General features: G+C 65.8%; 19 protein-coding genes and 1 other RNA gene. 8 read left to right on the forward strand and 12 right to left on the reverse strand.

The features are described from left to right. Positions 1-147: 147 nt before the first annotated feature. Both fnrA and LU671_RS21005 read left to right on the forward strand, forming a co-directional pair. The gene (gene fnrA / locus LU671_RS21000) at positions 148-882 is read left to right on the forward strand and encodes a Crp/Fnr family transcriptional regulator FnrA (protein WP_232856762.1); all 735 of its coding nucleotides are present in this window, start codon (positions 148-150) and stop codon (positions 880-882) included. A gap of 52 nt (positions 883-934) precedes the next feature. Next, entirely contained in the window at positions 935-1,483 is a 549-nt protein-coding gene (locus LU671_RS21005; protein WP_232856763.1) for an adenine phosphoribosyltransferase, read from the forward strand. 246 nt (positions 1,484-1,729) lie between these two features. Here the strand turns inward: LU671_RS21005 and recR are convergent, their stop codons facing one another. The 3 genes from recR to dnaX all read right to left on the reverse strand — a co-directional run bounded on the left by recR (position 1,730) and on the right by dnaX (position 4,874). Then, positions 1,730-2,332, reverse strand: coding sequence for a recombination mediator RecR (gene recR / locus LU671_RS21010; protein ID WP_028692866.1), 603 nt, complete (start codon positions 2,330-2,332; stop codon positions 1,730-1,732). 88 nt (positions 2,333-2,420) lie between these two features. After that, positions 2,421-2,756 carry a YbaB/EbfC family nucleoid-associated protein gene (locus LU671_RS21015; protein WP_023632783.1) on the reverse strand — a complete coding sequence of 112 codons (336 nt, stop codon included), beginning with the start codon at positions 2,754-2,756 and terminating at the stop codon, positions 2,421-2,423. 63 nt (positions 2,757-2,819) lie between these two features. Then, on the reverse strand, positions 2,820-4,874 hold the full coding sequence (gene dnaX, locus LU671_RS21020; RefSeq protein ID WP_232856764.1) for a DNA polymerase III subunit gamma/tau: 2,055 nt from the start codon (positions 4,872-4,874) through the stop codon (positions 2,820-2,822). A 131-nt stretch (positions 4,875-5,005) separates the two neighbouring features. On the opposite strand from dnaX, the gene LU671_RS21025 reads away from it, so the two are divergent. Then, positions 5,006-5,764: a substrate-binding periplasmic protein gene (locus LU671_RS21025; RefSeq protein WP_232856765.1), complete on the forward strand. Its 759-nt coding sequence runs from the start codon at positions 5,006-5,008 to the stop codon at positions 5,762-5,764. A gap of 358 nt (positions 5,765-6,122) precedes the next feature. Here the strand turns inward: LU671_RS21025 and LU671_RS21030 are convergent, their stop codons facing one another. Then, positions 6,123-6,629 carry a DUF2938 domain-containing protein gene (locus LU671_RS21030; RefSeq protein WP_232856784.1) on the reverse strand — a complete coding sequence of 169 codons (507 nt, stop codon included), beginning with the start codon at positions 6,627-6,629 and terminating at the stop codon, positions 6,123-6,125. A gap of 84 nt (positions 6,630-6,713) precedes the next feature. On the opposite strand from LU671_RS21030, the gene LU671_RS21035 reads away from it, so the two are divergent. Further along, positions 6,714-7,118: a helix-turn-helix domain-containing protein gene (locus LU671_RS21035; protein ID WP_232856767.1), complete on the forward strand. Its 405-nt coding sequence runs from the start codon at positions 6,714-6,716 to the stop codon at positions 7,116-7,118. 30 nt (positions 7,119-7,148) lie between these two features. Here LU671_RS21035 and LU671_RS21040 read toward each other — a convergent pair whose 3' ends face one another. From LU671_RS21040 to LU671_RS21070, 7 genes are all read right to left on the reverse strand, one after another. After that, on the reverse strand, positions 7,149-9,098 hold the full coding sequence (locus tag LU671_RS21040) for a hypothetical protein (protein WP_232856786.1): 1,950 nt from the start codon (positions 9,096-9,098) through the stop codon (positions 7,149-7,151). Positions 9,099-9,121: 23 nt separating this feature from the next. Continuing rightward, entirely contained in the window at positions 9,122-9,517 is a 396-nt protein-coding gene (locus LU671_RS21045; protein ID WP_203651755.1) for a hypothetical protein, read from the reverse strand. A 163-nt stretch (positions 9,518-9,680) separates the two neighbouring features. Next, positions 9,681-9,777: signal recognition particle sRNA small type (ffs, locus tag LU671_RS21050), an RNA gene on the reverse strand. Positions 9,778-9,965: 188 nt separating this feature from the next. Next, positions 9,966-12,308: an NAD-dependent DNA ligase LigA gene (ligA, locus tag LU671_RS21055; RefSeq protein ID WP_232856769.1), complete on the reverse strand. Its 2,343-nt coding sequence runs from the start codon at positions 12,306-12,308 to the stop codon at positions 9,966-9,968. 100 nt (positions 12,309-12,408) lie between these two features. Further along, positions 12,409-13,299 (reverse strand): cell division protein ZipA, encoded by an 891-nt coding sequence (gene zipA, locus LU671_RS21060; protein WP_203651753.1) that lies wholly within the window; start codon positions 13,297-13,299, stop codon positions 12,409-12,411. Positions 13,300-13,504: 205 nt separating this feature from the next. Further along, on the reverse strand, positions 13,505-16,993 hold the full coding sequence (gene smc / locus LU671_RS21065) for a chromosome segregation protein SMC (RefSeq protein WP_232856771.1): 3,489 nt from the start codon (positions 16,991-16,993) through the stop codon (positions 13,505-13,507). 3 nt (positions 16,994-16,996) lie between these two features. Beyond that, positions 16,997-17,656 (reverse strand): GntR family transcriptional regulator, encoded by a 660-nt coding sequence (locus LU671_RS21070; RefSeq protein WP_232856773.1) that lies wholly within the window; start codon positions 17,654-17,656, stop codon positions 16,997-16,999. Positions 17,657-17,928: 272 nt separating this feature from the next. On the opposite strand from LU671_RS21070, the gene xdhA reads away from it, so the two are divergent. The 4 genes from xdhA (at position 17,929) to guaD (ending at position 24,088) form a co-directional block, all read left to right on the forward strand. After that, positions 17,929-19,383 carry a xanthine dehydrogenase small subunit gene (gene xdhA, locus LU671_RS21075; protein ID WP_232856775.1) on the forward strand — a complete coding sequence of 485 codons (1,455 nt, stop codon included), beginning with the start codon at positions 17,929-17,931 and terminating at the stop codon, positions 19,381-19,383. Then, on the forward strand, positions 19,376-21,775 hold the full coding sequence (gene xdhB / locus LU671_RS21080) for a xanthine dehydrogenase molybdopterin binding subunit (RefSeq protein ID WP_232856776.1): 2,400 nt from the start codon (positions 19,376-19,378) through the stop codon (positions 21,773-21,775). Before xdhA ends, xdhB begins: the two co-directional genes overlap by 8 nt. Positions 21,776-21,927: 152 nt before the next feature. Then, positions 21,928-22,773: a xanthine dehydrogenase accessory protein XdhC gene (xdhC, locus tag LU671_RS21085; protein WP_232856777.1), complete on the forward strand. Its 846-nt coding sequence runs from the start codon at positions 21,928-21,930 to the stop codon at positions 22,771-22,773. Positions 22,774-22,783: 10 nt separating this feature from the next. Further along, the gene (guaD, locus tag LU671_RS21090) at positions 22,784-24,088 is read left to right on the forward strand and encodes a guanine deaminase (RefSeq protein WP_203651744.1); all 1,305 of its coding nucleotides are present in this window, start codon (positions 22,784-22,786) and stop codon (positions 24,086-24,088) included. Between the two features lie 47 nt (positions 24,089-24,135). On the opposite strand, the gene aqpZ is transcribed toward guaD, so the two are convergent. After that, positions 24,136-24,834, reverse strand: a complete 699-nt coding sequence (gene aqpZ / locus LU671_RS21095) for an aquaporin Z (protein WP_203651742.1) — start codon at positions 24,832-24,834, stop codon at positions 24,136-24,138. Positions 24,835-25,028 lie beyond the last annotated feature (194 nt).

Here is a 25,028-nt window from a genome sequence, read left to right on the forward strand (position 1 = left end):
GGGGCACACTATGGCCAGTTGAACGGTAGCGGAACACCCCTTCCGCACCGCCGCTAGCGTGCACCAAAAATGCGCACACTGGCCTACAGCCCATGCCGCAGGTTATCCTTACGGCTTATGTGTGCTTTCCCACAAGGATCGAAAGAAATGTCCGAGCCAGTAAAACTGCGCCCACACAACCAGGCCCACTGCAAGGATTGCAGCCTGGCCCCCCTGTGCCTGCCCCTGTGCCTGAACCTGGAAGACATGGATGCACTGGATGAAATCGTCAAACGCGGTCGCCCGCTGAAGAAAGGCGAGTTCCTGTTCCGCCAGGGTGACAATTTCGGCTCGGTCTACGCGGTCCGCTCTGGCGCCCTGAAAACCTTCAGCCTCAGCGATGCCGGCGAAGAGCAGATCACCGGCTTCCACCTGCCCAGCGAGCTGGTCGGCCTGTCCGGCATGGACACCGAGGCCTATCCGGTGTCGGCCCAGGCCCAGGAAACCACCTCGGTGTGCGAGATCCCCTTCGAGCGCCTCGACGAGCTGTCGGTGCAGCTGCCGCAGCTGCGCCGCCAGCTGATGCGGGTGATGAGCCGCGAGATCCGCGACGACCAGCAGATGATGCTGCTGCTGTCGAAAAAGACCGCAGACGAGCGCATCGCCACCTTCCTGGTCAACCTGTCGGCACGCTTCCGTGCCCGCGGCTACTCGGCCAACCAGTTCCGCCTGAGCATGTCGCGCAACGAGATCGGCAACTACCTGGGCCTGGCGGTGGAAACCGTGTCGCGGGTGTTCACCCGCTTCCAGCAGAACGGCCTGCTCAAGGCCGAGGGCAAGGAAGTGCACATCCTCGATCCGATCCAGCTGTGTGCGCTGGCCGGTGGTGCGCTGGACGCCTGATTGCCCTGCGGACGGGGTATACTGGCGCCGAGTTTTTCCAGGATACCCGCCCATGTACAGCGACACCTTCGACCTCAAAGCCCTGATCCGCCCGGTAGTGGACTTCCCCAAGCCGGGCGTGATCTTCCGCGACATCACCCCGCTGTTCCAGTCGCCGCGCGGGCTGCGCTATGTCGCCGACCAGTTCATCGAGCGCTATGTCGAGGCCGAGTTCAGCCATATCGGCGCCATGGACGCGCGGGGCTTCCTGATCGGCTCGATCATCGCCCACCAGCTGAACAAGCCGCTGATCCTGTTCCGCAAGCAGGGCAAGCTGCCGGCCGACGTGCTGTCGGAGGGTTACCAGACCGAATACGGCGAGGCCTTCCTGGAAGTGCACGCCGACAGCCTGTGCGATGGCGACTCGGTATTGATCTTCGATGACCTGATCGCCACCGGCGGCACCTTGCTGGCCGCGGCCAACCTAGTGCGTCGCACCGGCGCCCGAGTGTTCGAGGCGGCGGCGATCATCGACCTGCCGGAGCTGGAAGGCTCGCGCCGCCTGCAGGCGGCCGGGGTGCCGACCTTCTGCCTGACCGAGTTTTCCCTGAGCGAATACTGAGTTCGCGTTGGCGATGCTTTGCGAGGGCTTACAGCCAGCCTCCTTCAAGGTTTTGCGATTTTTGGATATGACCGTTCCAACTCAGGATTGCCGGGGTCGCTTTGCGACCCTTTCGCGGCACAAGGCCGCTCCTACAGGGGGGCACAGTCGCCTGTAGGAGCGGCCTTGTGCCGCGAAAGGGCTGCAAGGCAGCCCCGGCACATCCAAGCCGAACGCCAAATATCGACACCTTGAAAGGGCTTGGTCTTACAACGAAATCGGCCTGCGCCCCGCGAAAGCATGGGCCAGCGTCCCGCCATCCACCAGCTCCAGCTCCCCGCCCAACGGCACGCCATGGGCAATACGCGTGGCAGCCAGGCCCTTCTCGGCCAGCAGCTGGGCGATGTAATGCGCCGTCGCCTCCCCTTCCACCGTAGGGTTGGTGGCCAGGATCACCTCGCTGAAGGTGCCCTGCTCCTCGATCCGCGCCATCAGCTGCGGAATACCGATGGCCTCTGGCCCCAGGCCATCGAGCGGCGACAGGTGCCCCTTGAGCACGAAGTAGCGACCGCGATAGCCGGTCTGCTCCACCGCGTACACATCCATCGGCCCCTCCACCACACACAGCTGGCTGTCGTCGCGGCGCGGATCGGCGCACTGCGGGCACAGCTCCTGCTCGGTCAGGGTCCGGCACTGTCGACAGTGGCCAACGCCTTCCATGGCCTGGCTCAGGGCCTGGGCCAGGCGCGTGCCGCCGCTGCGGTCGCGTTCGAGCAGCTGCAAGGCCATGCGTTGGGCGGTTTTCTGACCGACGCCGGGCAGGATGCGCAGGGCGTCGATCAGTTGACGGATCAGGGGGCTGAAGCTCATGTGTGCAGGCCTGCCAATTCAGGAAACAGAATGAACAAGGGAGCAACGACCGTCGGGTCGTTGCTCCCCATTTGAAGCCAGAAGCCGATCAGAACGGCATCTTGAAACCAGGCGGCAGCTGCATGCCAGCGGTCATGCCGCCCATCTTTTCCTGACTGCTCTGCTCGATCTTGCGCACGGCGTCGTTCAGCGCGGCGGCGATCAGGTCCTCGAGCACTTCCTTGTCGTCGGCGTCGGTCGACATCAGGCTCTGGTCGATGCTGACGCGCTTGACGTCGTGGCGACCGGTCATCACCACGCTGACCAGGCCGCCGCCGGACTGGCCGGTGACTTCCGCGTTGGCCAGCTCTTCCTGCATCTTCTGCATCTTTTCCTGCATCTGCTGGGCCTGCTTCATCAGGCCGGCCATGCCACCTTTCATCATGGGGTATACCTCGATTGGGTCATGTGATGCGGCCCGGCACAGGCGGGCCACATGGTTATCCGTTCATTGGCCCTGGCTGGCCAGGGCGTCTACAGGCTCAATAGTATCCTGCCTGACCGTCGCGCCGAACTGCCGGATCATCTGCTGGATGAGCGGATCCTGCTCGATCGACACAACCGCATCATGCTGACGCTCGGCACGCTTGCGCGAGGCGGCCTGGGCCGGGGTCTCCTGCTCAGGGCGGATCAACTCGATCTTCAGGCGGATCTCGCGACCCAACTGCTGGTTGAGCGCGTCGTTCAGGCGGCGCTGCTGCGTCGAGTTGAACAGCGCGCCCTGCCCCGGGTCCAGGTGCAACAGCCAGTCATCGCCATCGGCGGCGATCAGCGTACAGTTTGCGGCGATGTTGCCTGTCATACCGGAGACAGGCAACTGTGGGAATAATTCCAGCCATTGCAGGGCGAGGCCGCTCGCGGGCATGGCCGCCGGCAGCGGCTCCGGCGCCTGGGCGGGCGCCTCTTCCTGCACGTGCTCGGCCAACTCGTCCAGGTAGCTGAAGCCGGCCGGGTCGCTGTCGGGCGTGTAGTAGTCCTCGTCTGCCGGCGGCTCGTCGTCGCGCTCCATGCCCGCCGGGCTGTAGGCCGACGGATCGAATGGCGGCTCGTCGTAGTCCGGCTGCGGGTTGGCGGCTTCGACCGCAGGTGCAGGCTCGGGCGCAACCGGTGCCGGCGCGGCAACGGGCTCCTCCCAAGGCAGGTCGATGACCTCCTCGACGGGCTGCGGCTCGGGCTCTGGTTCCGATTGCGGTTGCGGTGCCTCGATAACCTCGGCAACGGCCGGCACTTCGACGACTGGCGGCTCTGGCTGTACAGATGGCTCAGCCACGGGCTCCGGCGCGACCGTTTCAGCGACAGGGCTGGCGGCAACGGGCGGCGCCACGACCGCAGGCGCCGCTGCCACCGGTTGGGCCGGATCAGCTGTGGCTTGGCTGATCCCCACCGGCTTTAGTACCGGCTTCGGTGCATCGTCGGTGTCGGCCGGGCGGAAGGCCAGCATGCGCAGCAGGACCATTTCGAAGCCACCACGCGGGTCCGGCGCCAGCGGCAGGTCGCGTCGGCCGATCAGGCCCATCTGGTAGTAGAACTGCACATCCTCGGCCGGCAGGGCCTGGGCCAGCGCCAGCACGCGCTCACGGTCGCCCTGGCCGTTGTCGACCGCCTCGGGCAGGGCCTGGGCAATCGCCACCCGGTGCAGCACGTTGAGCATTTCCGACAGTACGCCGTTCCAGTCCGGACCTTGTTCGGCCAGATCGCGCACCGCCTCCAGCAATGCCCGGGCATCGCCCTCGAGCAACGCCTGCAGCACACCGTACACCTGGCCATGGTCGAGAGTGCCGAGCATCGCCCGCACATCGGCGGCCAGCACCTTGCCCTCGCCGAAGGCGATAGCCTGGTCGGTCAGGCTCATGGCGTCGCGCATCGAACCATCGGCGGCGCGACCGAGCAACCACAGGGCGTCGTCCTCGAACGGCACGTTCTCGGCGCCCAGCACATGGGTCAGGTGCTCGACCACCCGTTCCGGGCTCATGTTCTTCAGCGAGAACTGCAGGCAGCGCGACAGGATGGTCGCCGGCAGCTTCTGCGGGTCGGTGGTGGCGAGGATGAACTTGACGTAGGGCGGCGGCTCTTCCAGCGTCTTCAACAAGGCGTTGAACGAGTGGGTGGAGAGCATGTGCACTTCGTCGATCAGGTAGACCTTGAAGCGCCCGCGGCTTGGCGCGTACTGCACGTTGTCGAGCAGTTCGCGGGTGTCCTCGACCTTGGTGCGACTGGCGGCGTCGATCTCGATCAGGTCGACGAATCGGCCCTCGTCGATCTCCCGGCACACCGAACAGGTGCCGCACGGCGTGGAGGTGATGCCAGTCTCGCAGTTCAGGCACTTGGCGATGATCCGCGCAATGGTGGTCTTGCCCACGCCCCGGGTACCGGTGAACAGGTAGGCGTGGTGCAGGCGCTGGTTGTCCAGGGCGTTGATCAAAGCCTTGAGCACATGGGTCTGGCCGACCATTTCGCGGAACGAGCGCGGACGCCATTTACGTGCAAGAACCTGATAACTCATCAAAAAACCATCGTGACCGGAGCGGGCGGAAAGAGCGCTAATGCTAGCGGAGCGGGGCCGAAATTGCACCCTGCCGATCTCGACTAAGCTCAGTAGCGGGCACACGGACGGCGGATCAGGGAGGATGAGGCGTGCGGCGAGTCCTGGCTATCCTGTTGCTGTGGACCACCCAAAGCCTGGCGCACCCGCCGGTGCTGCGCTTTTCCGTCGCCGAAAGCTGGAGCATGCCGTTGATGCGCACCGAGGACCAGCAACCGGTGGAAGGCATCCTTTTCGAGCTGATGCAGGCCATTGCCCGGGAGGTCGACGCCCGCCCGCAATACCACGTGATGGCCCGCCTGCGCCTGCAGGAGGCGATGCAGGCCGGCGAAATCGACGTGCGCTGCTACGTCTCCACCCAGTGGCTGACCGACCGGCCGGGCGACTTCCTGTGGAGCATCCCCGTCATCGAACAGCGTGACCTGCTGATCGGCCGCCCCGGCGACAGCGGCCCCACCCACCCGGAAGCACTGCCGCCGCAGGCTATCGGCACTGTACTCGGCTACACCTACCCCACCCTCGAACCCCTGTTCAGCCAGGGCCGCCTGCAACGCGAGGACAGCCGCAACCAGTTGCTGGCCCTGCAGAAGCTCCAGGCCGGACGCTTTCGCCACGCGATCAGCAACCAGTTGTCATTGCAATGGTACAACCGCTCCCTGCCGCCGGGGCAACGCCTGCAAGCCTTGGCCGTGCTGGAAGAGCAAGCGCTGGGCTGCATGGTGCGCAATGATCCCCAACTACCGACCCAAGGTGTGCTCAGGGCGCTGGTGCGGATCAAGGAGTCCGGGGAGATGAAGCGGATTGTCGAGCGGTATACCGACGGCCAGGTCTTTCAAGGTGCTCGACGTTAGTGTTGCAGCGCCTATCAGTTCGAGCGCCGCCCGCGCGGCGCATCGCGGCGCAAGGCCGCTCCTACATCTGTTTCGGGCCAGTCAATCCTGTGCCATTACCTGGTCCGCCTTGTTGGTCCGACACGGTTTCAGCGTGGGCACCACTGCCGCCTCATCTGTCTCAAGACATGCACCAAGGCGGGCAACCATGGCCTGACAGGTTCGGCACGTTGCAAAAAATGTAGGAGCGGGCTTGTCCCGCGATGCGCCGCGCGGGCGGCGCTCGATCTGATAGGCGCTGCAGGGGTTGCAGCGGACATCTGGAGGCCCTCACCCAAGGCAAGCATGACGCAGGCTCCATTGATCCAAACACACCTGTTTAGCCTGTCAGCCCTCCCCGAACCCCTGCCAGCACTACCGCACTCAGGAACAACCCAAAACCGAACACGCCATGCGTGGCCAAGCTACGCAGGCAACTCCTGAGCGGCGTCGGGGTACGGCTGGCAAAATACCCCGCCCCAAACGCGGGCTGCACCACACACAACGGCACCAGCACCGAGACCACCCCGAACAGCAACGCGGGCCACAGGAGCGGCCCCTGCAACCACCCCTCCCCTGCAATTGCCACCAGTAACGCCGCAAACACCAGCCCCGTGGCGTAATGGAGCAACCAGCCCCACGCCAGTTCCCCCCTGACCGGCGCAGCCTTGCCGATCGCCGCATGCCGCCAGCACCCCGCGAACAGGTGGCCCGCCCAGCGCCCGACCATCGCGTAGTTCAGGGTGGTAATGCCCAGGCGCCTGAGCAGCAGGGTCCACAGGTCCATGACCAGGGTGGCGCCGATGCCGATCAGCAGAATGGAAAATACGAGAGAAGAAACGCTCATGACAAAAGCCCTTGGCAGATTGACGGAAAGGTCGATGCCGAGCAGCATGCAAGTTGAAGTCAACTTCAAGTCAAGGGAGCCGCGATGGACATTGCCGATGTCGCCAGGCGCACCGGAGTGCCGGCGTCGACATTGCGTTACTACGCGAACAAGGGCTTGCTCACATCACTCGCTGGCCGCGGCCAGCGCCGGCAATTCCCGGCGGATACGCCCGAACGCCTGGCCCTGATCGCCCTGGGCCAGGCGGCGGGATTTTCGCTGGACGAAGTGGCGGCGATGCTGGACGAGCAACGGGTCGACCGAGCGCTGCTGCTGGCCAAGGCCGATGAGATCGAGCAGAAGATCAAGCGCCTGCAGGCGATGAGCAAAGGGCTGCGGCATGCGGCGGTGTGCCCCGAGGAGAACCACCTGCAGTGCCCGACCTTCCAGCGATTGATGCAAGTGTCGGCCAGCAGGGGCAAGCGTGGGAGTCGCCTGGCCCCGCGATGAGGCCCACCAGACCAGAGCACGGCGGCGGGTTCAGTAGCCGTGCAACTCGCGGAACGGCTGGCCCTTGTGGTAATTGATCCACTCTTCCACGTCATAGGGCAGGTACAACTGCCGCCGCGCCCGCGACAGGGCAATGTACACCGCGCAGATCCGCGCATCGAAGGCGTAGGCGTCCTTGAAGCGCTGAGTGGTCATCAGCTCCGGCGTCAACAGCACCTTATCGAACTCCAGGCCACCGGCCTCCTCGGCCATCAACAGCGTGAGGCTGGCAGGCTGCGCGGCGACGCGCGCATCCAGACCGGTCAGGTCGGCAAGCTTGAAACCCGCCTCCAGCCGCGCCTCGACCCATTGGAACGCGGCATCGAAACGCTCGGACTCGCGCACCTGCTGCCAGTCGAGCAGGTGCGCGAAGTACCCATGCGGCCCTTCGGCGTCCTGCCCCGGCGCATAGAACGCCGACCTGAACAGGCCAATCGCGGTGACCATGAAACGGCGCATGTCCGGCCAGTCGGGGAAGTTCAGCAGGCAGTTGGACTCGGCCATCTCCATGGCCCAGCGCATCGTGTCCCAGCGCGAGGCAGTCAGTACCACGCAGCCCTCGGGCGGGACAAAACCTTCGGGGAAGTGCTCGATGCCGACATCGACATGCCGCGCCGCCTCGAACGCGACCTTGGATTTTTTCGAGTGCACACCGATCAACGGGTTGATCAGGCGCTCCACCTTGGGCCCGGAGCGCACGGCGAAGGCCATGTCCTTCTGGCGCACCTGACGCTCGCGCCTGACCACCTCGCCGCTGGCCTTCTGGTATTCGTCGCCCAGGGTGATCAGCACCTGGCGGCCACGCTCGATGACCTGCAGCAGCGAGGCCGGCACATCCTGGCTCTCGTCGATGATCACATGGCTGAAGCGCCCGGGCACGCTGCAGCCACCCAGGCTGGCGCGCTTGAGCAACAGCAACGCCTCGAACCCGGTCTGCGTACCCCAGCTCGGCTGCGCCTCCAGGTAACGCCACAGGCGGCTGGCGTACTCGAGCAGCACCTGGGCATCGAGGCTGGACAGCGCCTGGCGAAAGTGCGGCAGGTGGCGGTTGGACAGGCTGTAGTCCCGCGACTCGCAATAGTTGCGCAGCACTTCCAGGCAGATATCCAGGGCGTGCTCGGCGTCGTACTGGCGCAGCCCGACGATCCCCAGCTCTTCGGCCAGCCGGCGCTTGCCGGGGCCGCGCGGCGCCGTCCGGGCGGAAACCGGCCGGTTATCCTTGAGCAGGGCCCGGGCGAACTGGCCGAAGGTCATGCCGACCTTGGCCTGGGCATCCAGCCCCATGCGCCGACGCAGGGTACCGAGCTTGGCCGGTGTGCGCGCCAGGGCCAACACCCGCCCACGCGGCAGGCATTCCATCAGGGCGCCGAGCAGGTAGCTCTTGCCGATCCCGGCATAGCCCTGCACGTGGATATCCTCGTCGAGGTTGGCCTGGATGACCTTGAGCAGCTTGTCCTGCTCGACGGTCAGCCAGCGCTCGCTGTCGAAGCCGGTGGTCACCCGCTGGCTGAACGGGTTGTCACTGTGATGCAGGCGGATGCGGTAGTCAAAATCCCATTTGCCATCCGCCAGCAGGTACTCCCGCGCCTGCACCTGTTCGGCATCGAGCAGGCGCAGTTTCGAGCCCTTGATCACCTCGAGGCCGAAATAGAGCTTGCGCGCATCGAACAGCCGACGGGCCTCGGACAGCAAGCCCACGCCAGGCGAGTGCGCGCCATCGACCGCCCACGCCAGCAGCTTGCCCAGGACCTTTTCCGCCGCCCGCGCATCGACCTGGCCCGGTGTCTGGGCCAGGTTCTGGATCACCAGTATTGCTGCCAGCTCCGGCTCGCCCAAGGCGTCGAGCGCAGGCGCGCCCTCGGCCTGCAGCAAGGCCTGGCATACCTCTGCGCTGACCGGCAGGTACACCGGATGGGAAAAGTCGAAGTGCTCGGGCTGCATATCGGTACGGGTCCGGGGATCACTCAAGGGTTGTCGGATTCAGCGGCCTGCCCCACCACCAGTTCGAAGCGGTAGGCTCCCAACGACCCCGCCATGTCGCCGGGATAGCTGATACCCGCCTGCGGCGCATCAAGTACGCCATCGAGCTCATGCAGGGCCAGTTCCAGCAACTTGCGCAAGTCACGCACCGAGTGCGCCGACACCTGCACCTGCAACGCGAAGGCCGCCGCGTCAGCCGTCACTGCCACAGGGGCAGCCGCTTCCTCGAGGATGCGCTCATGCTCTTCTTCCATCTGGTCGAGCACCTGCGACAACTCCAGCACACGCTCGGGGCTGGCGGCCATCTGGTCCTTGATTTCCAGGCGGCGCATCTGCCACTCACGGATTTTCTGGCGGGTGAGGTCGTCGACATGTTCCACGGTCGCTATCTCCTGGCCGAATGGGCTGACACGATGGGATGCATGATAAGGCGCTGCGCGGGATCGTGCAGGCGGAAAACAGTGCGAGGGTGTAAAGAAAAGCGTCTGATGGGCGACGCCTGACAGGTACGCCGGAAAACCCCTGCGCCCAAAATGGAGGCGGCCCCACCAGCCACACCCCGGCACTCGATGTTCCCGCTATGGCTGCTCCCTTCCGGGCCTGACCAGGTTAACGGGTAATCAATGCGGGGGGACCGATGGGGCCACCACGACGGCTCGTCAGCTGACGAGCCGCGCCATTGTACAGCGCCGGGGCGAAGTTACAACCTTTGATCGTGAAAAAACCATCATTTCTCAAGGACTTGTGGCAAATCTATCGCGGGGCAAGCCCGCTCCCACGCATCATCACCCGTGGGAGCGGGCTTGCCCCGCGATAAGGCCTGCGGGTTCAGACGCTGATGCCGCGCTCCGCCAGGAAGCCCACGAACGCCTCCTCGTCCAACACCGCCACGCCCAGCTCAGCGGCCTTGGCCAGCTTGGAGCCGGCGCCGGGGCCGGCGACCACACAGTGGGTCTTGCCCGACACGGAACCCGCCACCTTGGCCCCCAGGCTTTCCAGCTTCTCCTTGGCGATATCGCGGCTCATGCGTTCCAGGGTGCCGGTCAGCACCCAGGTCTGTCCGGCCAGCGGCAAGCCCTCGGCGGTTTTCTTCTCACACGACCAGTGCATGCCGAATTCCAGCAACTGGGCCTCGATGGCGTGGGCCAGCTGCTGGTTGGCCTCGACCTTGAAGAACTCGCGCACCCCGTCGGCGGCCTTGGTATTCAGGGCCTGGCGCAAGTCGATGCCATCGGCGGCGATGATCTTGTCCAGCGTACCCAGCTTGTCCACCAGCTTCTCGGCGCCGGTCGGGCCGACCGAGGGGATGTCGAGCTTGGCCAGCATCCCGGCCAGCGTGGTGCTGGCGGCGAACTCGGCGGCAAGCTCGCCCTCGTCCTGCAACTGCATGCCGCTGGCCAGCAACTGCGCGATGACCTCGCGATTGTGCGCGTCCTCGAAGAAGTTGTGGATCTCGTGGGCAACCTCTAGGCCTATGTCCGGCAGATAGGTCAGCACCTGCGGCAACGCCACCTGCACCCGCGCCAGGCTGCCCAGGGAGCGGGCCAGGACCTTGGCGGTCTCCTCGCCGACATCGGGGATGCCCAGCGCATAGATGAAGCGCGCCAGGCTCGGGCCCTTGCTCGCCTCGATGGCGGCCAGCAGCTTGTTGCTCGATACCTCGGCAAAGCCTTCCAGCGCCACCACCTGGTCGAAGGTCAGGTGATAGAGATCGGCCGGTGAGCGGATCAGGTTCTCGTCGACCAGCTGCTCGACGCTCTTCTCGCCCAGGCCGTCGATGTCCATGGCCCGGCGCGATACGTAGTGGATGATCGCCTGCTTGAGCTGGGCAGCGCAGCTCAGGCGCCCCACGCAACGGTACACCGCGCCTTCGCTGGTGGTTTCCTTGCCCTTGCTGCGCTTGACCAGCTGGGTGCGCTCGACCTGCGAGCCGCACACCGGGCACTGCGTGGGCACCTCGACCGGCCGGGCGTCCTGCGGACGGCGGTCGAGCACCACCTGCATCACCTGCGGGATCACATCGCCGGCGCGGCGGATAATCACCGTGTCGCCGATGCGCAGGCCCAGGCGGGCGATCTCGTCCATGTTGTGCAAGGTGGCGTTGGACACGGTCACGCCGGCCACCTTGACCGGCTTGAGCCGCGCCACCGGGGTCACCGCGCCGGTGCGGCCAACCTGGAACTCGACGTCGAGTACCTCGGTGAGCTCTTCCATGGCCGGGAACTTGTGGGCGATCGCCCAGCGTGGCTCGCGGGCGCGGAAGCCCAGCTCACGCTGGGAGGCCAGGCTGTTGACCTTGAACACCACACCGTCGATCTCGTAGGGCAGGCCATTGCGACGGGCACCGATATCGCGGTAGTAGGCCAGGCACTCCTCGATGCCGGCGGCATGGCGCAGCTCGCGGCTGATCGGCAACCCCCAGGTCTTGAGCTTTTCGAGGATGCCGATATGGCTGTCGCCAAAAGGCTCGGATACCTGGCCGACGCCATAGCAGCAGAATTCCAGCGGGCGGCTGGCGGTGATCTTCGAGTCCAGCTGGCGCAGGCTGCCGGCCGCGGCGTTGCGCGGGTTGGCGAAGGTCTTGCCGCCGGCGTCGGCCTGGGCGGCGTTAAGCCGGTCGAAACCGGCCTTGCTCATGTACACCTCGCCGCGCACCTCCAGCACCGCCGGCCAGCCCTCGCCCTGCAGCTTGAGCGGGATGTTGCGCACGGTGCGCACGTTGGTGCTGATGTCCTCGCCGGTGGTGCCGTCGCCGCGGGTGGCGCCCTGCACCAGCTGGCCATCGCGGTACAACAGGCTCACCGCCAGGCCGTCGAGTTTCGGCTCACAGCTGTAGTCCACCGCGGCCTGATCACCGCCCGGCAGGTCCAGACCCTCCACGACGCGGCGACCGAAATCGCGCAGGTCATCCTCCTCGAAGGCGTTGCCCAGGCTGAGCATCGGCACCTCGTGGCGGACCTGGCTGAAAGCCGCCAGCGCCGCACCACCGACGCGCTGGGTCGGCGAGTCCGGGGTCACCAGGTGCGGATGCTCCGCCTCCAGCGCCTTGAGTTCGTTGAACAGGCGGTCGTATTCGGCATCGGGCACGCTGGGTTCGTCGAGCACGTAGTAGCGGTAGTTGTGCTGGTCGAGTTCGGCGCGCAGGGCATGGATTCGGGATTCGGCGTTCATGGCTTGTCTTCTCTTGCAAAGCAAAAGAGCAGCCCCTGGCTGCTCTTTTGCTTGAATCATCGCGGCGCGGATCGAGGCAGGATCCGCCCGCTCGTAAACATCAGCGTTTCTGGGTCAGGGCGCGGCGCTCGAACTCGACGATGCGCTGGCGGTAGTGCTCGATGGTCTGGGCGGTCAGCACGCTGCGCTGGTCGTCCTTGAGCTCACCGTTGAGCTCGTGGGCCAACTTGCGGGCGGCGGCCACCATCACGTCGAAGGCCTGCTTGGGATGACGCGGGCCAGGCAGACCGAGGAAGAAGCTCACCGCACGGGTGCTGAAATGGTCGATGTCGTCCAGGTCGAACACGCCGGGCTTGACCGCGTTGGCCATGGAGAACAGCACTTCGCCGTGGCCGGCCATGCTCTCGTGGCGGTGGAAGATGTCCATTTCGCCGAAGCGCAGGCCGCTTTCGAGGATGTTCTGCAGCAGTGCCGGGCCCTTGAAGCCACCTTCGTCACGGGAAATGACGCTGATCACCAGCACTTCCTCGGCCGGCGGCAGCTCCTTGGCCGGCGTGCTCGGCGCGGTGAAGCCGTTGGCGCGGGTGTTGTCGGCGGCGAAATCGTCGTCGCCACCCTCGAACAGGTCGGGCTCGCGGGGCTCGGCGGCCAGGTTCAGGTCACCCTGCTGCGGCTCGCTGTGGTTGCGCTTGCCGCGCTTGGCCTTGGCCGGCTTGGGTTCGCGCTCGCGCTCCCGTTCACGCGCAGGGACGCTCACCGACGGCAGGTCGGACTCGTCCAGCTCGGGCTCTTTATGGGTATCCAGCACACGCGCAGGGCCGAGCACCTCGGCGCTGCCGCTGTCGTCGTCCGGGGCGTTGGCGTAGCTACGGTCCAGACGGAACTTCAACTTGCCCTTGCCGCCGCGCATGCGGCGCCAGCCGTCGAAAAGAATACCGGCGATGACAATGATGCCGATGACGATCAGCCACTCGCGCAGACCGATTTCCATGTAATCCCGTGCCTCTATAAAAAATATGCTTGAAAACAAAGGCTTCAAAGGCCTTTAACACGTGGCGCCAACTCTATGTTCTGACAGGCGTTTTACCCACGCAAAAAACAAGTGACATTAAGCTAGCACGACCAAAGGCAACTTTACACCGTCTGTCGCATCTGCTGAGGCTTTTGCCTACATGTTCACACCCATTCTTTACCCCTTACGCATCGACCATGGCCATTGCCTCTTCCACATCAACTGCAACAAGACGTGAACAACCCGGCTCGTGCATGGTCACCCCCATCAGCTGGTCGGCCATTTCCATGGCGATCTTGTTGTGGGTGATGTAGATGAACTGCACGGTCTCGCTCATTTCCTTGACCAGGCGGGCATAGCGCCCGACGTTGGCGTCGTCCAGCGGCGCGTCGACCTCGTCGAGCATGCAGAACGGCGCCGGGTTCAGCTTGAAGATGGCGAACACCAGGGCCAGGGCCGTCAGTGCCTTCTCGCCGCCGGACAACAGATGGATGGTGCTGTTCTTCTTGCCCGGTGGACGCGCCATGATCGTCACCCCTGTATCGAGTAGATCTTCGCCCGTCAGTTCCAGATAAGCGCTGCCGCCACCGAAAACTTTTGGGAAAAGTGCCTGTAATCCGGCATTTATCTGATCAAAGGTATCCTTGAAGCGGTTGCGGGTTTCCTTGTCGATCTTGCGGATGACGTTTTCCAGGGTCTCCAGCGCCTCAACCAGGTCGGCGTCCTGGGCGTCCAGGTAACGCTTGCGTTCGGACTGCTGTTCGTATTCCTCGATGGCCGCCAGGTTGATCGCGCCCAGGCGCTGGATGCGCGCCTCGATCTGCTCCAGTGCCTGTTCGGTACCCTGCTCGCTGGCATCGGCCTCGAGCGTGGCGAGCACGCCCTGAAGATCGTAGCCGTCGGCGAGCAGTTGTTCCTGCAAGGTCTTGCGTCGCACGTCCAGGCCCTGGGACTCCAGGCGCTGCTGCTCCAGCTGGCCGCGCAACAGTTGCGACTGCTGCTCGGCCTGGGTGCGGCGCCGTTCGGCATCGCGCAGCTCACGGTCGGCCTCGTCCATGTGCAGGCGCGCCTGGCGCATTTCCTCGTCGACGCTCATGCGTCGCTCCAGCAGCTCTTCGAGCTTGAGGCGCAATTCTTCCAGCGGCGCCTCGCCCTCCTCCAGGTTCAGGTTCAACTGCTCCTGGCGCTCGCCCAGGCGTGCGGCCTGCTGTTCCAGGCGTTCGAGGGCCTGACGGGTCGAGTCATGCTGGGCGCGCAGCGAGCCCAGGCGCACGGCCAGCTGGTGACCGTGGTCCTTGTGCTGGCGGGCCTCCTGGCGGATGCGGTCGAGACCTTCGCGCAGGGTGTCGCGGCGCGCCATCAACAGCTCGCGCTGCTCGGTGTCCTGGGCCATCAGTTCCAGGGCTTCCTGCAGCAACAGGCGCGCCTCGCCCAGTTGCTCGTGCTCCAGGGCGCGCTGCTCCTGCAGCTCGGTCAGTTCTTCCTGCAGGCGCCGGCGGCGCAGCTCCAGCTGCTCGGCACGGGCACGGCCGGCGGACAGGCGCGCCTTGAGCTCGCCGTGCTGACGGCCTTCGTCCTGACTGCGACGACGCAGCTGCTCGCGTTGCTCCTCCAGGTCGAGCTGCTGCTCGCGCAGGCGTTGCAACTGTTCGTCGAGCTGTTCGAGCAAGGCCTCCTGTTCCAACTGTTCCAGCCCCAGGCGCTCGATCTCCTGGCCACGTGCCAGCACGCCACCCTGGGCCTCGCTTCCTCGGCTGACCCGCAGGAAGTGTCGCCCGACCCAATAGCCGTCACGGCTGACCAGGCTCTGCCCATCGTTCAGCGACGCCCGCCGGGCCAGGGCCTGCTCCAGGGTGTCCACCGGCATGACCTGGCCCAGCCAGGGCGACAGGTCGACGCGCCCTTCGACCTTGTCGAGCAGGCTGCCGGGGACGGTCGCGCCCCCTCCCCCCGCCATCAGCAGGCGCAGTTCGCCCTGCTCCAGCGCGGCGAACTCCAGGCCGGCGAAATCATCCAGCAGCACTGCCTGCAGATCGGCGCCCAGCACCGTTTCCACCGCCAGCTCCCAGCCGGGCTCGACCCGCAGCCCCTCGGCCAGCCGTGGGCGCTGTTCCAGGCCCTGGGCGCGCAGCCAGTCGGCGGCCCCGACACCCGGTTCCAGCGCGGCCTGCTGCAAGGCTTCGAGGGACGCCAGGCGCCCGCCCAGGCGCTGCAGGTCACCCTGCTGTTGCTGCTGCGCCTGGCTGGCCTGCTGCATCTGCTCGCGCAACGCATCCAGCTGCTCGACCACCTGCCGCTCCTGCAGCTGGAGTTCCTCGAGCAGCAACTCACTGCCGGCCACCTGCTCGCCCAGGTCGCTGGTCTCGGTATCCTGCGTATCCTCGCCGAGCTGGTCACGCTCTTCGCCCAGCTTGCGCTGGCGCTCGGCCAGACGCTCCAGGCTGGCCTCCAGCTGCGCCAGGCGCGCCTGCTGTACTTCGGCCTGGCGGCGCGGCTCGGCGGAGCGGGTGTTGAAGCTGTCCCACTGCTCCTGCCAGCCGTGCATGCCCTGCTCGGCCTCCTCCAGGGTCGCGGCGGCCTCCTCGGCCGCAGCCAGGGTCAGTTCCTGCTCGGGTTCGAGCATCGCCAGCTCTTCACCGAGGGTCGCCAGCAAGGTGCGGTCGTGCCCCAGGTGCGATTCGGTTTCCAGGCGGCTGCGCTCGGCTTCCTTGAGGTCGTCGTGCAACTGACGCAGGCGTTGTTGGCCATGCTGGATGCTCTGCTCGACCCGGGCAATATCGCCGGCCACTGAATAGAAGCGGCCCTGCACCTGGTTGAAGCGTTCGGAAAGCTCATGATGGCCGTCGCGCAGGCGCTCGATGCTGGCATCGGCATTGCGCTGCTCGGCCACCAGCGCCTCGAAGGCGATCTCCTGGTCGCCGATGACCGCCTCGCGCTGGCGCACCCGCTGGTCCAGGTCGCGCCAGCGCAGGGCCGCCAGGCGCGCCTTGAGCTGGCGTTCCTCGGCCTTGTACTCGCGGTACTTCTCGGCGGCCTGGGCCTGTCGGTGCAGGCGCTCGAGCTGGCGCTCCAGCTCTTCGCGCAGGTCGGTCAGGCGCGCCAGGTTCTCCTGGGTGCGGCGGATACGGTTCTCGGTCTCGCGGCGGCGCTCCTTGTACTTGGAGATGCCGGCCGCCTCCTCGATGAAATTGCGCAGCTCCTCGGGCTTGGCCTCGATCAGCTTGGAGATCATGCCCTGCTCGATGATCGAGTAGCTACGCGGCCCCAGGCCCGTGCCGAGGAAGATATCGGTGATATCACGGCGCCGGCACTTGGTGCCGTTGAGGTAATAGGTGTTCTGCCCGTCGCGGGTGACCTTGCGGCGGATCGAGATCTCGGCGTAGGCGGCATACTCGCCGACCAGGGTGTTGTCGCTGTTGTCGAACACCAGTTCGATGCTGGCCTGGCTGACCGGTTTGCGGCTGGTGGAGCCGTTGAAGATGACATCGGTCATCGACTCGCCGCGCAGGTTTTTGGCCGAGCTTTCGCCCATCACCCAGCGCACCGCGTCGATGATGTTGGACTTGCCGCAGCCATTGGGACCGACCACGGCCGCCATGTTGCTGGGAAAATTGACCGTAGTCGGGTCGACGAAGGACTTGAATCCGGCCAGGCGGATGCACTTCAGGCGCATCGGTCAGACCCGCGCCAGCGCCGCCAGCACCAGTTCGCAACTGCGCTGGCAATAGGCGGTGAGCACCTCGCGGATGCGCGGCAGGTCGCGGGCGACCACGGCTTCGAGCAGGCGGGCGAACAGCTCGAGGTAATCGACCATGTTGGCCTGGCGCTGGTCCAGGGCCAGGTAGTAGGCGCGGCTCATGGCCGGCTGCAGGTTCTCGACGGTTTCCTGCAGGTACGGGTTGTTGGCGAACGGGTAGGCGGCGCGCATCACCGCGAAGCTGTCGCCGACGAAGGTCTTGATGTCCTTGGCGACATGGGCCTGCTTGAGGCGCTGCTGGATGTCCAGGAATGGGCGCAGGTCGCTGTCGCTGCGCCAATGCTGGGCAACAGCGTTGCCCAGCAGGATGTAGAACTCGCCCATCAGGGTGCACAGGCTGCGCACACTGTTCTCGTCCAGTTCGGTCACATGGGCGCCACGGCGCGGCAGGATCGCCACCAGGTGACGGCGTTCGAGAATGAGCAGCGCCTCGCGCACCGAGCCGCGGCTGACGTTGAGGGCCTGGGTGACCTTCTGCTCCTGGATGCGCTCGCCGGGTGCGAGTTCGCCGCGGATGATCCGCTCGGCCAGGTAGTGGGCAATTTGCTCGGAGAGGCTGTCCGGCGCCTTGAACGTCATGGTTTTCCTTCGCGATCTGGGTAGCTGTGCACAAGGGCGCGATTGTAGCGCACTTGTCCCGTGCCCGCGCAGCGGCGCGACGCGCTTTGTGCGACTGGCGGGTCAACTTTCCCACTCGGCGCGAACTATGCTTGGAGAAAGGCTCGATGAAGCGGTTCGGAAGGCCTCTGGACGAAATCTTGACCTTTGAGTCAGAAAATTATTGACCTCAGGGTCAAGCGTTGCTTAGAGTCCGCCCGAACAACAATAAAACCATTGCGAGGCCCTCCCCCGTGATCCAGTTTCTCGTCAACCAGGAGCTGCGCAACGAGCACGCCCTGGACCCGAACATGACGGTGCTGCAATACCTGCGCGAGCACCTGGGCAAACCCGGCACCAAGGAAGGTTGCGCCAGCGGCGACTGCGGCGCCTGCACCGTGGTCGTCGGCGAACTCGTCCAGAACGACCAGGGCGGCGACGCCATCCGCTACCGCAGCCTCAACTCGTGCCTGACGTTCGTGTCCTCCCTGCACGGCAAGCAGCTGATCAGCGTCGAGGGCCTCAAGCACCAGGGCGAACTGCACAGCGTGCAGAAAGCCATGGCCGACTGCCATGGTTCGCAGTGCGGCTTCTGCACCCCCGGTTTCGTCATGTCGCTGTTCGCCCTGCAGAAGAACAGCGAGGGCCACGACCTGCACCAGGCCCAGGAGGCCCTGGCCGGCAACCTGTGCCGCTGCACCGGCTACCGGCCGATCCTCGAAGCCGCCGAGCAGAGCTGCGCCCGCCCCTGCCGCGACCAGTTCGACGCCCAGCAGGCGCAGACCATCGCCCGCCTCAAGGCCATCGCCCCGCAACAGACCGGCGAACTCAACAGCGGCGACAAGCGCTGCCTGGTGCCGCTGACCGTGGCCGACCTGGCCGACCTGTACAGCTCGCACCCCGAGGCGCGCCTGCTGGCCGGCGGCACCGACCTGGCGCTGGAGGTCACCCAGTTCTACCGCACCCTGCCGGTGATGATCTACGTCGGCCATGTCGCCGAGCTCAAGCGCATCGACAAGACCGCCACCCACCTGGAGATCGGCGCCGCCACCCCGCTGACCGACTGCTACACCGCGCTCAACGAGGAATACCCCGACTTCGGCGACCTGCTGCACCGCTTCGCCTCGCTGCAGATCCGCAACCAGGGCACCCTGGGCGGCAACATCGGCAACGCCTCGCCGATCGGCGACTCGCCGCCCCTGCTGATCGCCCTCGACGCGCAGATCGTCCTGCGTCAGGGCGAACGCCAGCGCACCCTGGCCCTGGAAGACTACTTCATCGACTACCGCATCACCGCGCGCCAGGACAGCGAGTTCATCGAGAAGATCATCGTGCCGCGCGCCAGCAATGACTGGGCGTTCCGCGCCTACAAGGTGTCCAAGCGCCTGGACGACGACATCTCCGCCGTGTGCGCGGCGTTCAACCTGAGCATCGAGAACGGCGTGGTCAGCGGCGTGCGCATCGCCTTCGGCGGCATGGCGGCGATTCCGAAACGCGCCCGCGCCTGCGAAGCCGCGTTGCGCGGCAAGCCGTGGAACCAGGCCAACATCGAGCGTGCCTGCCAGGCCCTGGCCGAGGACTTCACCCCGCTCAGCGACTTCCGCGCCAGCCGCGAGTACCGCCTGCTGACCGCGCAGAACCTGCTGCGCAAGTACTTCATCGAACTGCAAACGCCGCACATCGAAACCCGGGTGACCGCCTATGTCTAATCATCACGCCGTCAAGAGCCAGGCCGAGATGGCCGCATTGTTCAGCCAGGACCTGACCACCGGGGTCGGCCGCAGCCTCAAGCACGACAGCGCCGACAAGCACGTGGCGGGCGAGGCGGTGTACATCGACGACCGCCTGGAATTCCCCAACCAGCTGCACGTCTATGCGCGCACCGCGGACCGCGCCCATGCGCGCATCCTGCGCATCGACACCACGCCCTGCTATCAGTTCGAAGGCGTGCGCATCGCCATCACCCACGAGGACATCCCGGGGCTCAAGGATATCGGTCCGGTGGTGGCCGGCGACCCGCTGCTGGCCATCGACAAGGTCGAGTTCTTCGGCCAGCCGGTGCTCGCCGTGGCCGCCCGCGACCTGGACACCGCGCGCCGCGCGGCGATGGCGGCGATCGTCGAGTACGAAGACCTGGAACCGGTGCTCGACGTGGTCGAGGCGCTGCGCAAGAAGCACTTCGTGCTCGACAGCCACACCCACAAGCGCGGTGATTCGGACACGGCCCTGGCCAGCGCCCCGCACCGCATCCAGGGCAGCCTGCACATCGGCGGCCAGGAGCATTTCTACCTGGAGACCCAGATCAGCTCGGTGATGCCCAGCGAAGACGGCGGCATGATCGTCTACTGCTCCACGCAGAACCCCACCGAGGTGCAGAAGCTGGTCGCCGAGGTGCTCGACGTGCCGATGCACAAGATCGTCGTCGACATGCGCCGCATGGGTGGTGGCTTCGGCGGCAAGGAAACCCAGGCCGCAAGCCCCGCCTGCCTGTGCGCGGTGATCGCGCGCCTGACCGGCCAGCCGACCAAGATGCGCCTGCCCCGCGTCGAAGACATGATGATGACCGGCAAGCGCCACCCGTTCTACGTCGAGTACGACGTCGGCTTCGACGACAGCGGCCGCCTGCACGGCATCAACTTCGACCTGGCCGGCAACTGCGGCTACTCGCCCGACCTTTCCGGCTCGATCGTCGACCGCGCCATGTTCCACTCCGACAACGCCTACTACCTGGGCGACGCCACGGTGCACGGCCACCGCTGCAAGACCAACACCGCCTCCAACACCGCCTACCGCGGCTTCGGTGGCCCGCAAGGCATGGTCGCCATCGAGCAGGTGATGGACCATATCGCCCGCCACCTGGCGCTGGACCCGCTGGCGGTGCGCAAGGCCAACTACTACGGCAAGACCGAGCGCAACGTCACCCACTACTACCAGACCGTCGAGCACAACATGCTCGAGGAGATGACCGCCGAGATCGAGGCGAGCAGCGATTACCATGAGCGCCGCGAATCGATCCGCCGCTTCAACGCCAACAGTCCGGTACTGAAAAAGGGCCTGGCGCTGACCCCGGTGAAGTTCGGTATCTCGTTCACCGCCACCTTCCTCAACCAGGCAGGTGCCTTGATCCACATCTACACCGACGGCAGCATCCACCTCAACCACGGCGGCACCGAGATGGGCCAGGGCCTGAACACCAAGGTTGCGCAGGTGGTGGCCCAGGTGTTCCAGGTCGACTTCGACCGCATCCAGATCACCGCCACCAACACCGACAAGGTGCCCAACACTTCGCCGACCGCGGCCTCCAGCGGCGCCGACCTGAATGGCAAGGCAGCGCAGAACGCCGCCGAGATCCTCAAGAAGCGCCTGACCGAGTTCGCCGCCCGGCACTACAACGTCACCGAGGAGGACGTCGAGTTCCGCAACGGCCATGTGCGCGTGCGCGACCAGATCGTCAGCTTCGAGCAACTGGTGCAGCAGGCCTACTTCGCCCAGGTGTCGCTGTCGACCACCGGTTTCTACCGCACGCCGAAGATCTTCTACGACCGCTCCCAGGCCCGTGGCCGGCCGTTCTACTACTTCGCCTTCGGCGCGGCGTGCGTGGAGGTGATCGTCGACACCCTGACCGGCGAGTACAAGATGCTGCGCGCCGACATCCTGCACGACGTCGGCGACTCGCTGAACCCGGCCATCGACATTGGCCAGGTCGAGGGCGGCTTCGTCCAGGGCATGGGCTGGCTGACCACCGAGGAGCTGGTGTGGAATGCCAAGGGCAAGCTGATGACCAACGGCCCGGCCAGCTACAAGATCCCGGCGGTGGCCGACATGCCGATCGACATGCGTGTGAAGCTGGTCGAAAACCGCAAGAACCCCGAGGACACGGTGTTCCATTCCAAGGCCGTGGGCGAGCCGCCGTTCATGCTCGGTATCGCCGCCTGGTGCGCGATCAAGGACGCAGTGGCGAGCATCGCCGACTACCGTGTGCAGCCCGAGATCGACGCGCCGTCGACGCCGGAGCGGGTGTTGTTGGGGTGCGAGCAGATGCGCAAGGCGGTGGCTGCGCAGCAGCCTGTGGAACAGGAACTGGAACCGGTGACGCACTGACAGCGCGCCCCTCTGTAGGAGCGGCCTTGCGCCGCGAAAGGGTCGCGCAGCGGCCCCTGGATCTGTGCCGCAATGAAGATTTGTGGGCTGCTGCGCAGCCCTTTCGCGGCACAAGGCCGCTCCTACACAAGGGATCGAGGAGGATTGAAGACATGCACCAATGGATCAACGCCCTCGCCGACCATCAAGCCCGCGGCGAACCCTGCGTCCTGGTGACCATCATCGAGGAACGCGGCTCCACGCCGCGCAACGCCGGCTCGAAAATGGTGGTCAGCGCCAGCGCGCTGTACGACACCATCGGCGGCGGCCACCTGGAGTTCAAGGCCCTGCACATCGCCCGGCAGATGCTCGAGGAACACCGCAACACCCCGCACCTGGAGCGCTTCAGCCTCGGCGCCAGCCTGGGCCAGTGCTGCGGCGGCGCCACCGTGCTGCTGTTCGAGCCGATGACCGGCGTGCAGGCCGAGATCGCCGTGTTCGGCGCGGGCCATGTCGGGCGCGCTCTGGTACCCTTGCTCGCCGCGCTGCCCTGTCGGGTGCGCTGGATCGACTCGCGCGAGCAGGAGTTCCCCGACGCCATCCCCAACGGGGTGAGCCGGATCGTCAGCGAAGAGCCGGTCGACGAAGTCGCCGACCTGCCCGCCGGCAGCTACTGCATCGTCATGACCCACAACCACCAGCTGGATCTGGAACTGACCGCCGCGATCCTCAAGCGCAACGATTTCACCTGGTTCGGCCTGATCGGCTCGAAGACCAAGCGGGTCAAGTTCGAGCACCGCCTGCGCGAGCGCGGTTTCGACGACACGCTGATGGCGCGGATGCGCTGCCCGATGGGCCTGGCCGAGGTCAAGGGCAAGCTGCCGATCGAGATCGCCGTGTCCATCGCCGCCGAGATCATTGCCACCTACAACGCCTGCTTCGGCCAGCACGACGCTGCCGCCAATTCAGGCCCCATCGCCCAGTTGCTGCCGTCCTCGCGACGCAGCCAGACCCTTTGACGAGAGCCCCATGAGCGCAACCCGCAAAGCCTACCGAGCCGCCATCCTGCACAGCATCGCCGACCCCGCCGAGGTCGGCCTTGAGGCGTCCTGCGAATACTATGAAGACGGCCTGCTGGTGGTCGACAACGGCCGCATCAGTGCACTGGGCCATGCCAGCGAGCTGCTGCCGACCCTCGACGCCGACATCCCGGTGCAACACTACCAGGACGCCCTGATCACCCCGGGCTTCATCGACACCCACATCCACTTCCCGCAGACCGGCATGATCGGCTCCTACGGCGAGCAACTGCTGGACTGGCTGAACACCTACACCTTCCCCTGTGAGAAGCAGTTTGCCGACAAGGGCCACGCCGACCAGGTGGCGAAGATCTTCCTCAAGGAACTGCTGCGCAACGGCACCACCACTGCCCTGGTGTTCGGCAGCGTGCATCCGGAGTCGGTCAACGCCCTGTTCGAGGAGGCCGAGCGCCTCGACCTGCGCATGATCGCCGGCAAGGTGATGATGGACCGCAACGCCCCCGACTACCTGACCGACACCGCCGAATCCAGCTACCGCGACAGCAAGGCGCTGATCGAGCGCTGGCACGGCAAGGGCCGCCTGCACTACGCGGTCACCCCGCGCTTCGCGCCGACCAGCACGCCGGAGCAATTGAGCGTGGCCGGCCAGTTGCTCAAGGAGCACCCGGGCGTGTACATGCATACCCACCTGTCGGAGAACCTCAAGGAAATCGACTGGGTCAAGTCGCTGTTCCCCGAGCAGAAAGGCTACCTGGACGTCTACGACCACTTCGAGCTGCTCGGCGAGCGCTCGGTGTTCGCCCATGGCGTGCACCTGTGCGACGACGAGTGCCAGCGCCTGGCCGAGACCGGCTCGGCCATCGCCTTCTGCCCGACCTCCAACCTGTTCCTCGGCAGCGGCCTGTTCAACCTGCCTCAGGCCGAGCGCTTCAAGGTCAATGTGGGGCTGGGCACCGACGTCGGCGCGGGCACCAGCTTCTCGCTGCTCAACACCCTGAACGAGGCGTACAAGGTGATGCAGCTGCAAGGCGCACGCCTGCACCCTTACAAGTCGCTGTACCTGGCCACCCTCGGCGGCGCCCGCGCCCTGCGCCTGGACGACCGCATCGGCAGCCTGCGCCCGGGCAATGACGCCGACTTCGTGGTGCTCGACTACAAGGCCACCCCGCTGCTGGATTACCGCCTGCAGCAGTCGAAGAACATCGAGGAGACCCTGTTCGTGCTCACCACCCTGGGCGACGACCGCACCGTGCGCGAAACCTACGCCGCCGGGCGCTGCGTGCACCAGCGCTGACAAGATCGCGGGGCTCCGTGGGAGCGGGCTTGCCCCGCGATAGGCAGCTAGGGCTGCTTCGCCAACCCGCGGTACAAAGCCCCGCCGATCGCCGCGCCGATCAGCGGTGCCAGCCAGAACAGCCACAGCTGCTGCACGGCCCAGCCACCGACGAACAACGCCGGCCCCGTGCTGCGCGCCGGGTTCACCGAGGTGTTGGTCACCGGGATCGAGATCAGGTGGATCAGGGTCAGCGCCAGGCCGATAGCGATCGGCGCGAACCCCGCCGGCGCCCGGGCATCCGTGGCGCCCATGATGATCACCAGGAACATCGCGGTCATCACCACTTCGCTGGTGAAGCCTGCCGCCAAGCTGTAGCCACCGGGCGAGTGCTCGCCGTAGCCGTTCGAGGCCAAGCCGTTGGCCAGCTCGAAACCGGCCTTGCCGCTGGCGATGAAGTAGATCACCGCCGCGGCGAGGATCGCGCCGATCACCTGGGCGATCACATAGGGCAGCAATTCCTTGGCCGGGAAGCGCCCGCCCACCACCAAACCGAACGACACGGCGGGGTTGAGGTGACAACCGGAGATATGACCGATGGCGAAGGCCATGGTCAGGACCGTCAGGCCAAAGGCGAAGGCGACACCGAGGACCCCGATGCCGACCGGGGAGCTGGCCGCCAGCACCGCGCTGCCACACCCGCCAAGGACCAACCAGAACGTGCCGACCAACTCGGCACCCATGCGTACACCCAGGGACGAACTCATGGAGCATTCCTCAAGTAATTGGACGCAACGACTGCGCAAGCCCAACTGCTTGATGAAGGTTTGCTGAGGAGAAATCTAGCAGAGCTTTGACAAGTGGCCAGAAACGACCAAGGCCCTTTTCGCGGGTAGACCCGCTCTCACAGGGACAATGCCCTGCTTGATGGCAACGCATTTCCTGTGGGAGCGGGTTTGCC

Origin of the sequence: Pseudomonas sp. NMI760_13, assembly GCF_021283245.1 — a bacterium.
GTDB classification, from domain to species: domain Bacteria; phylum Pseudomonadota; class Gammaproteobacteria; order Pseudomonadales; family Pseudomonadaceae; genus Aquipseudomonas; species Aquipseudomonas peradeniyensis.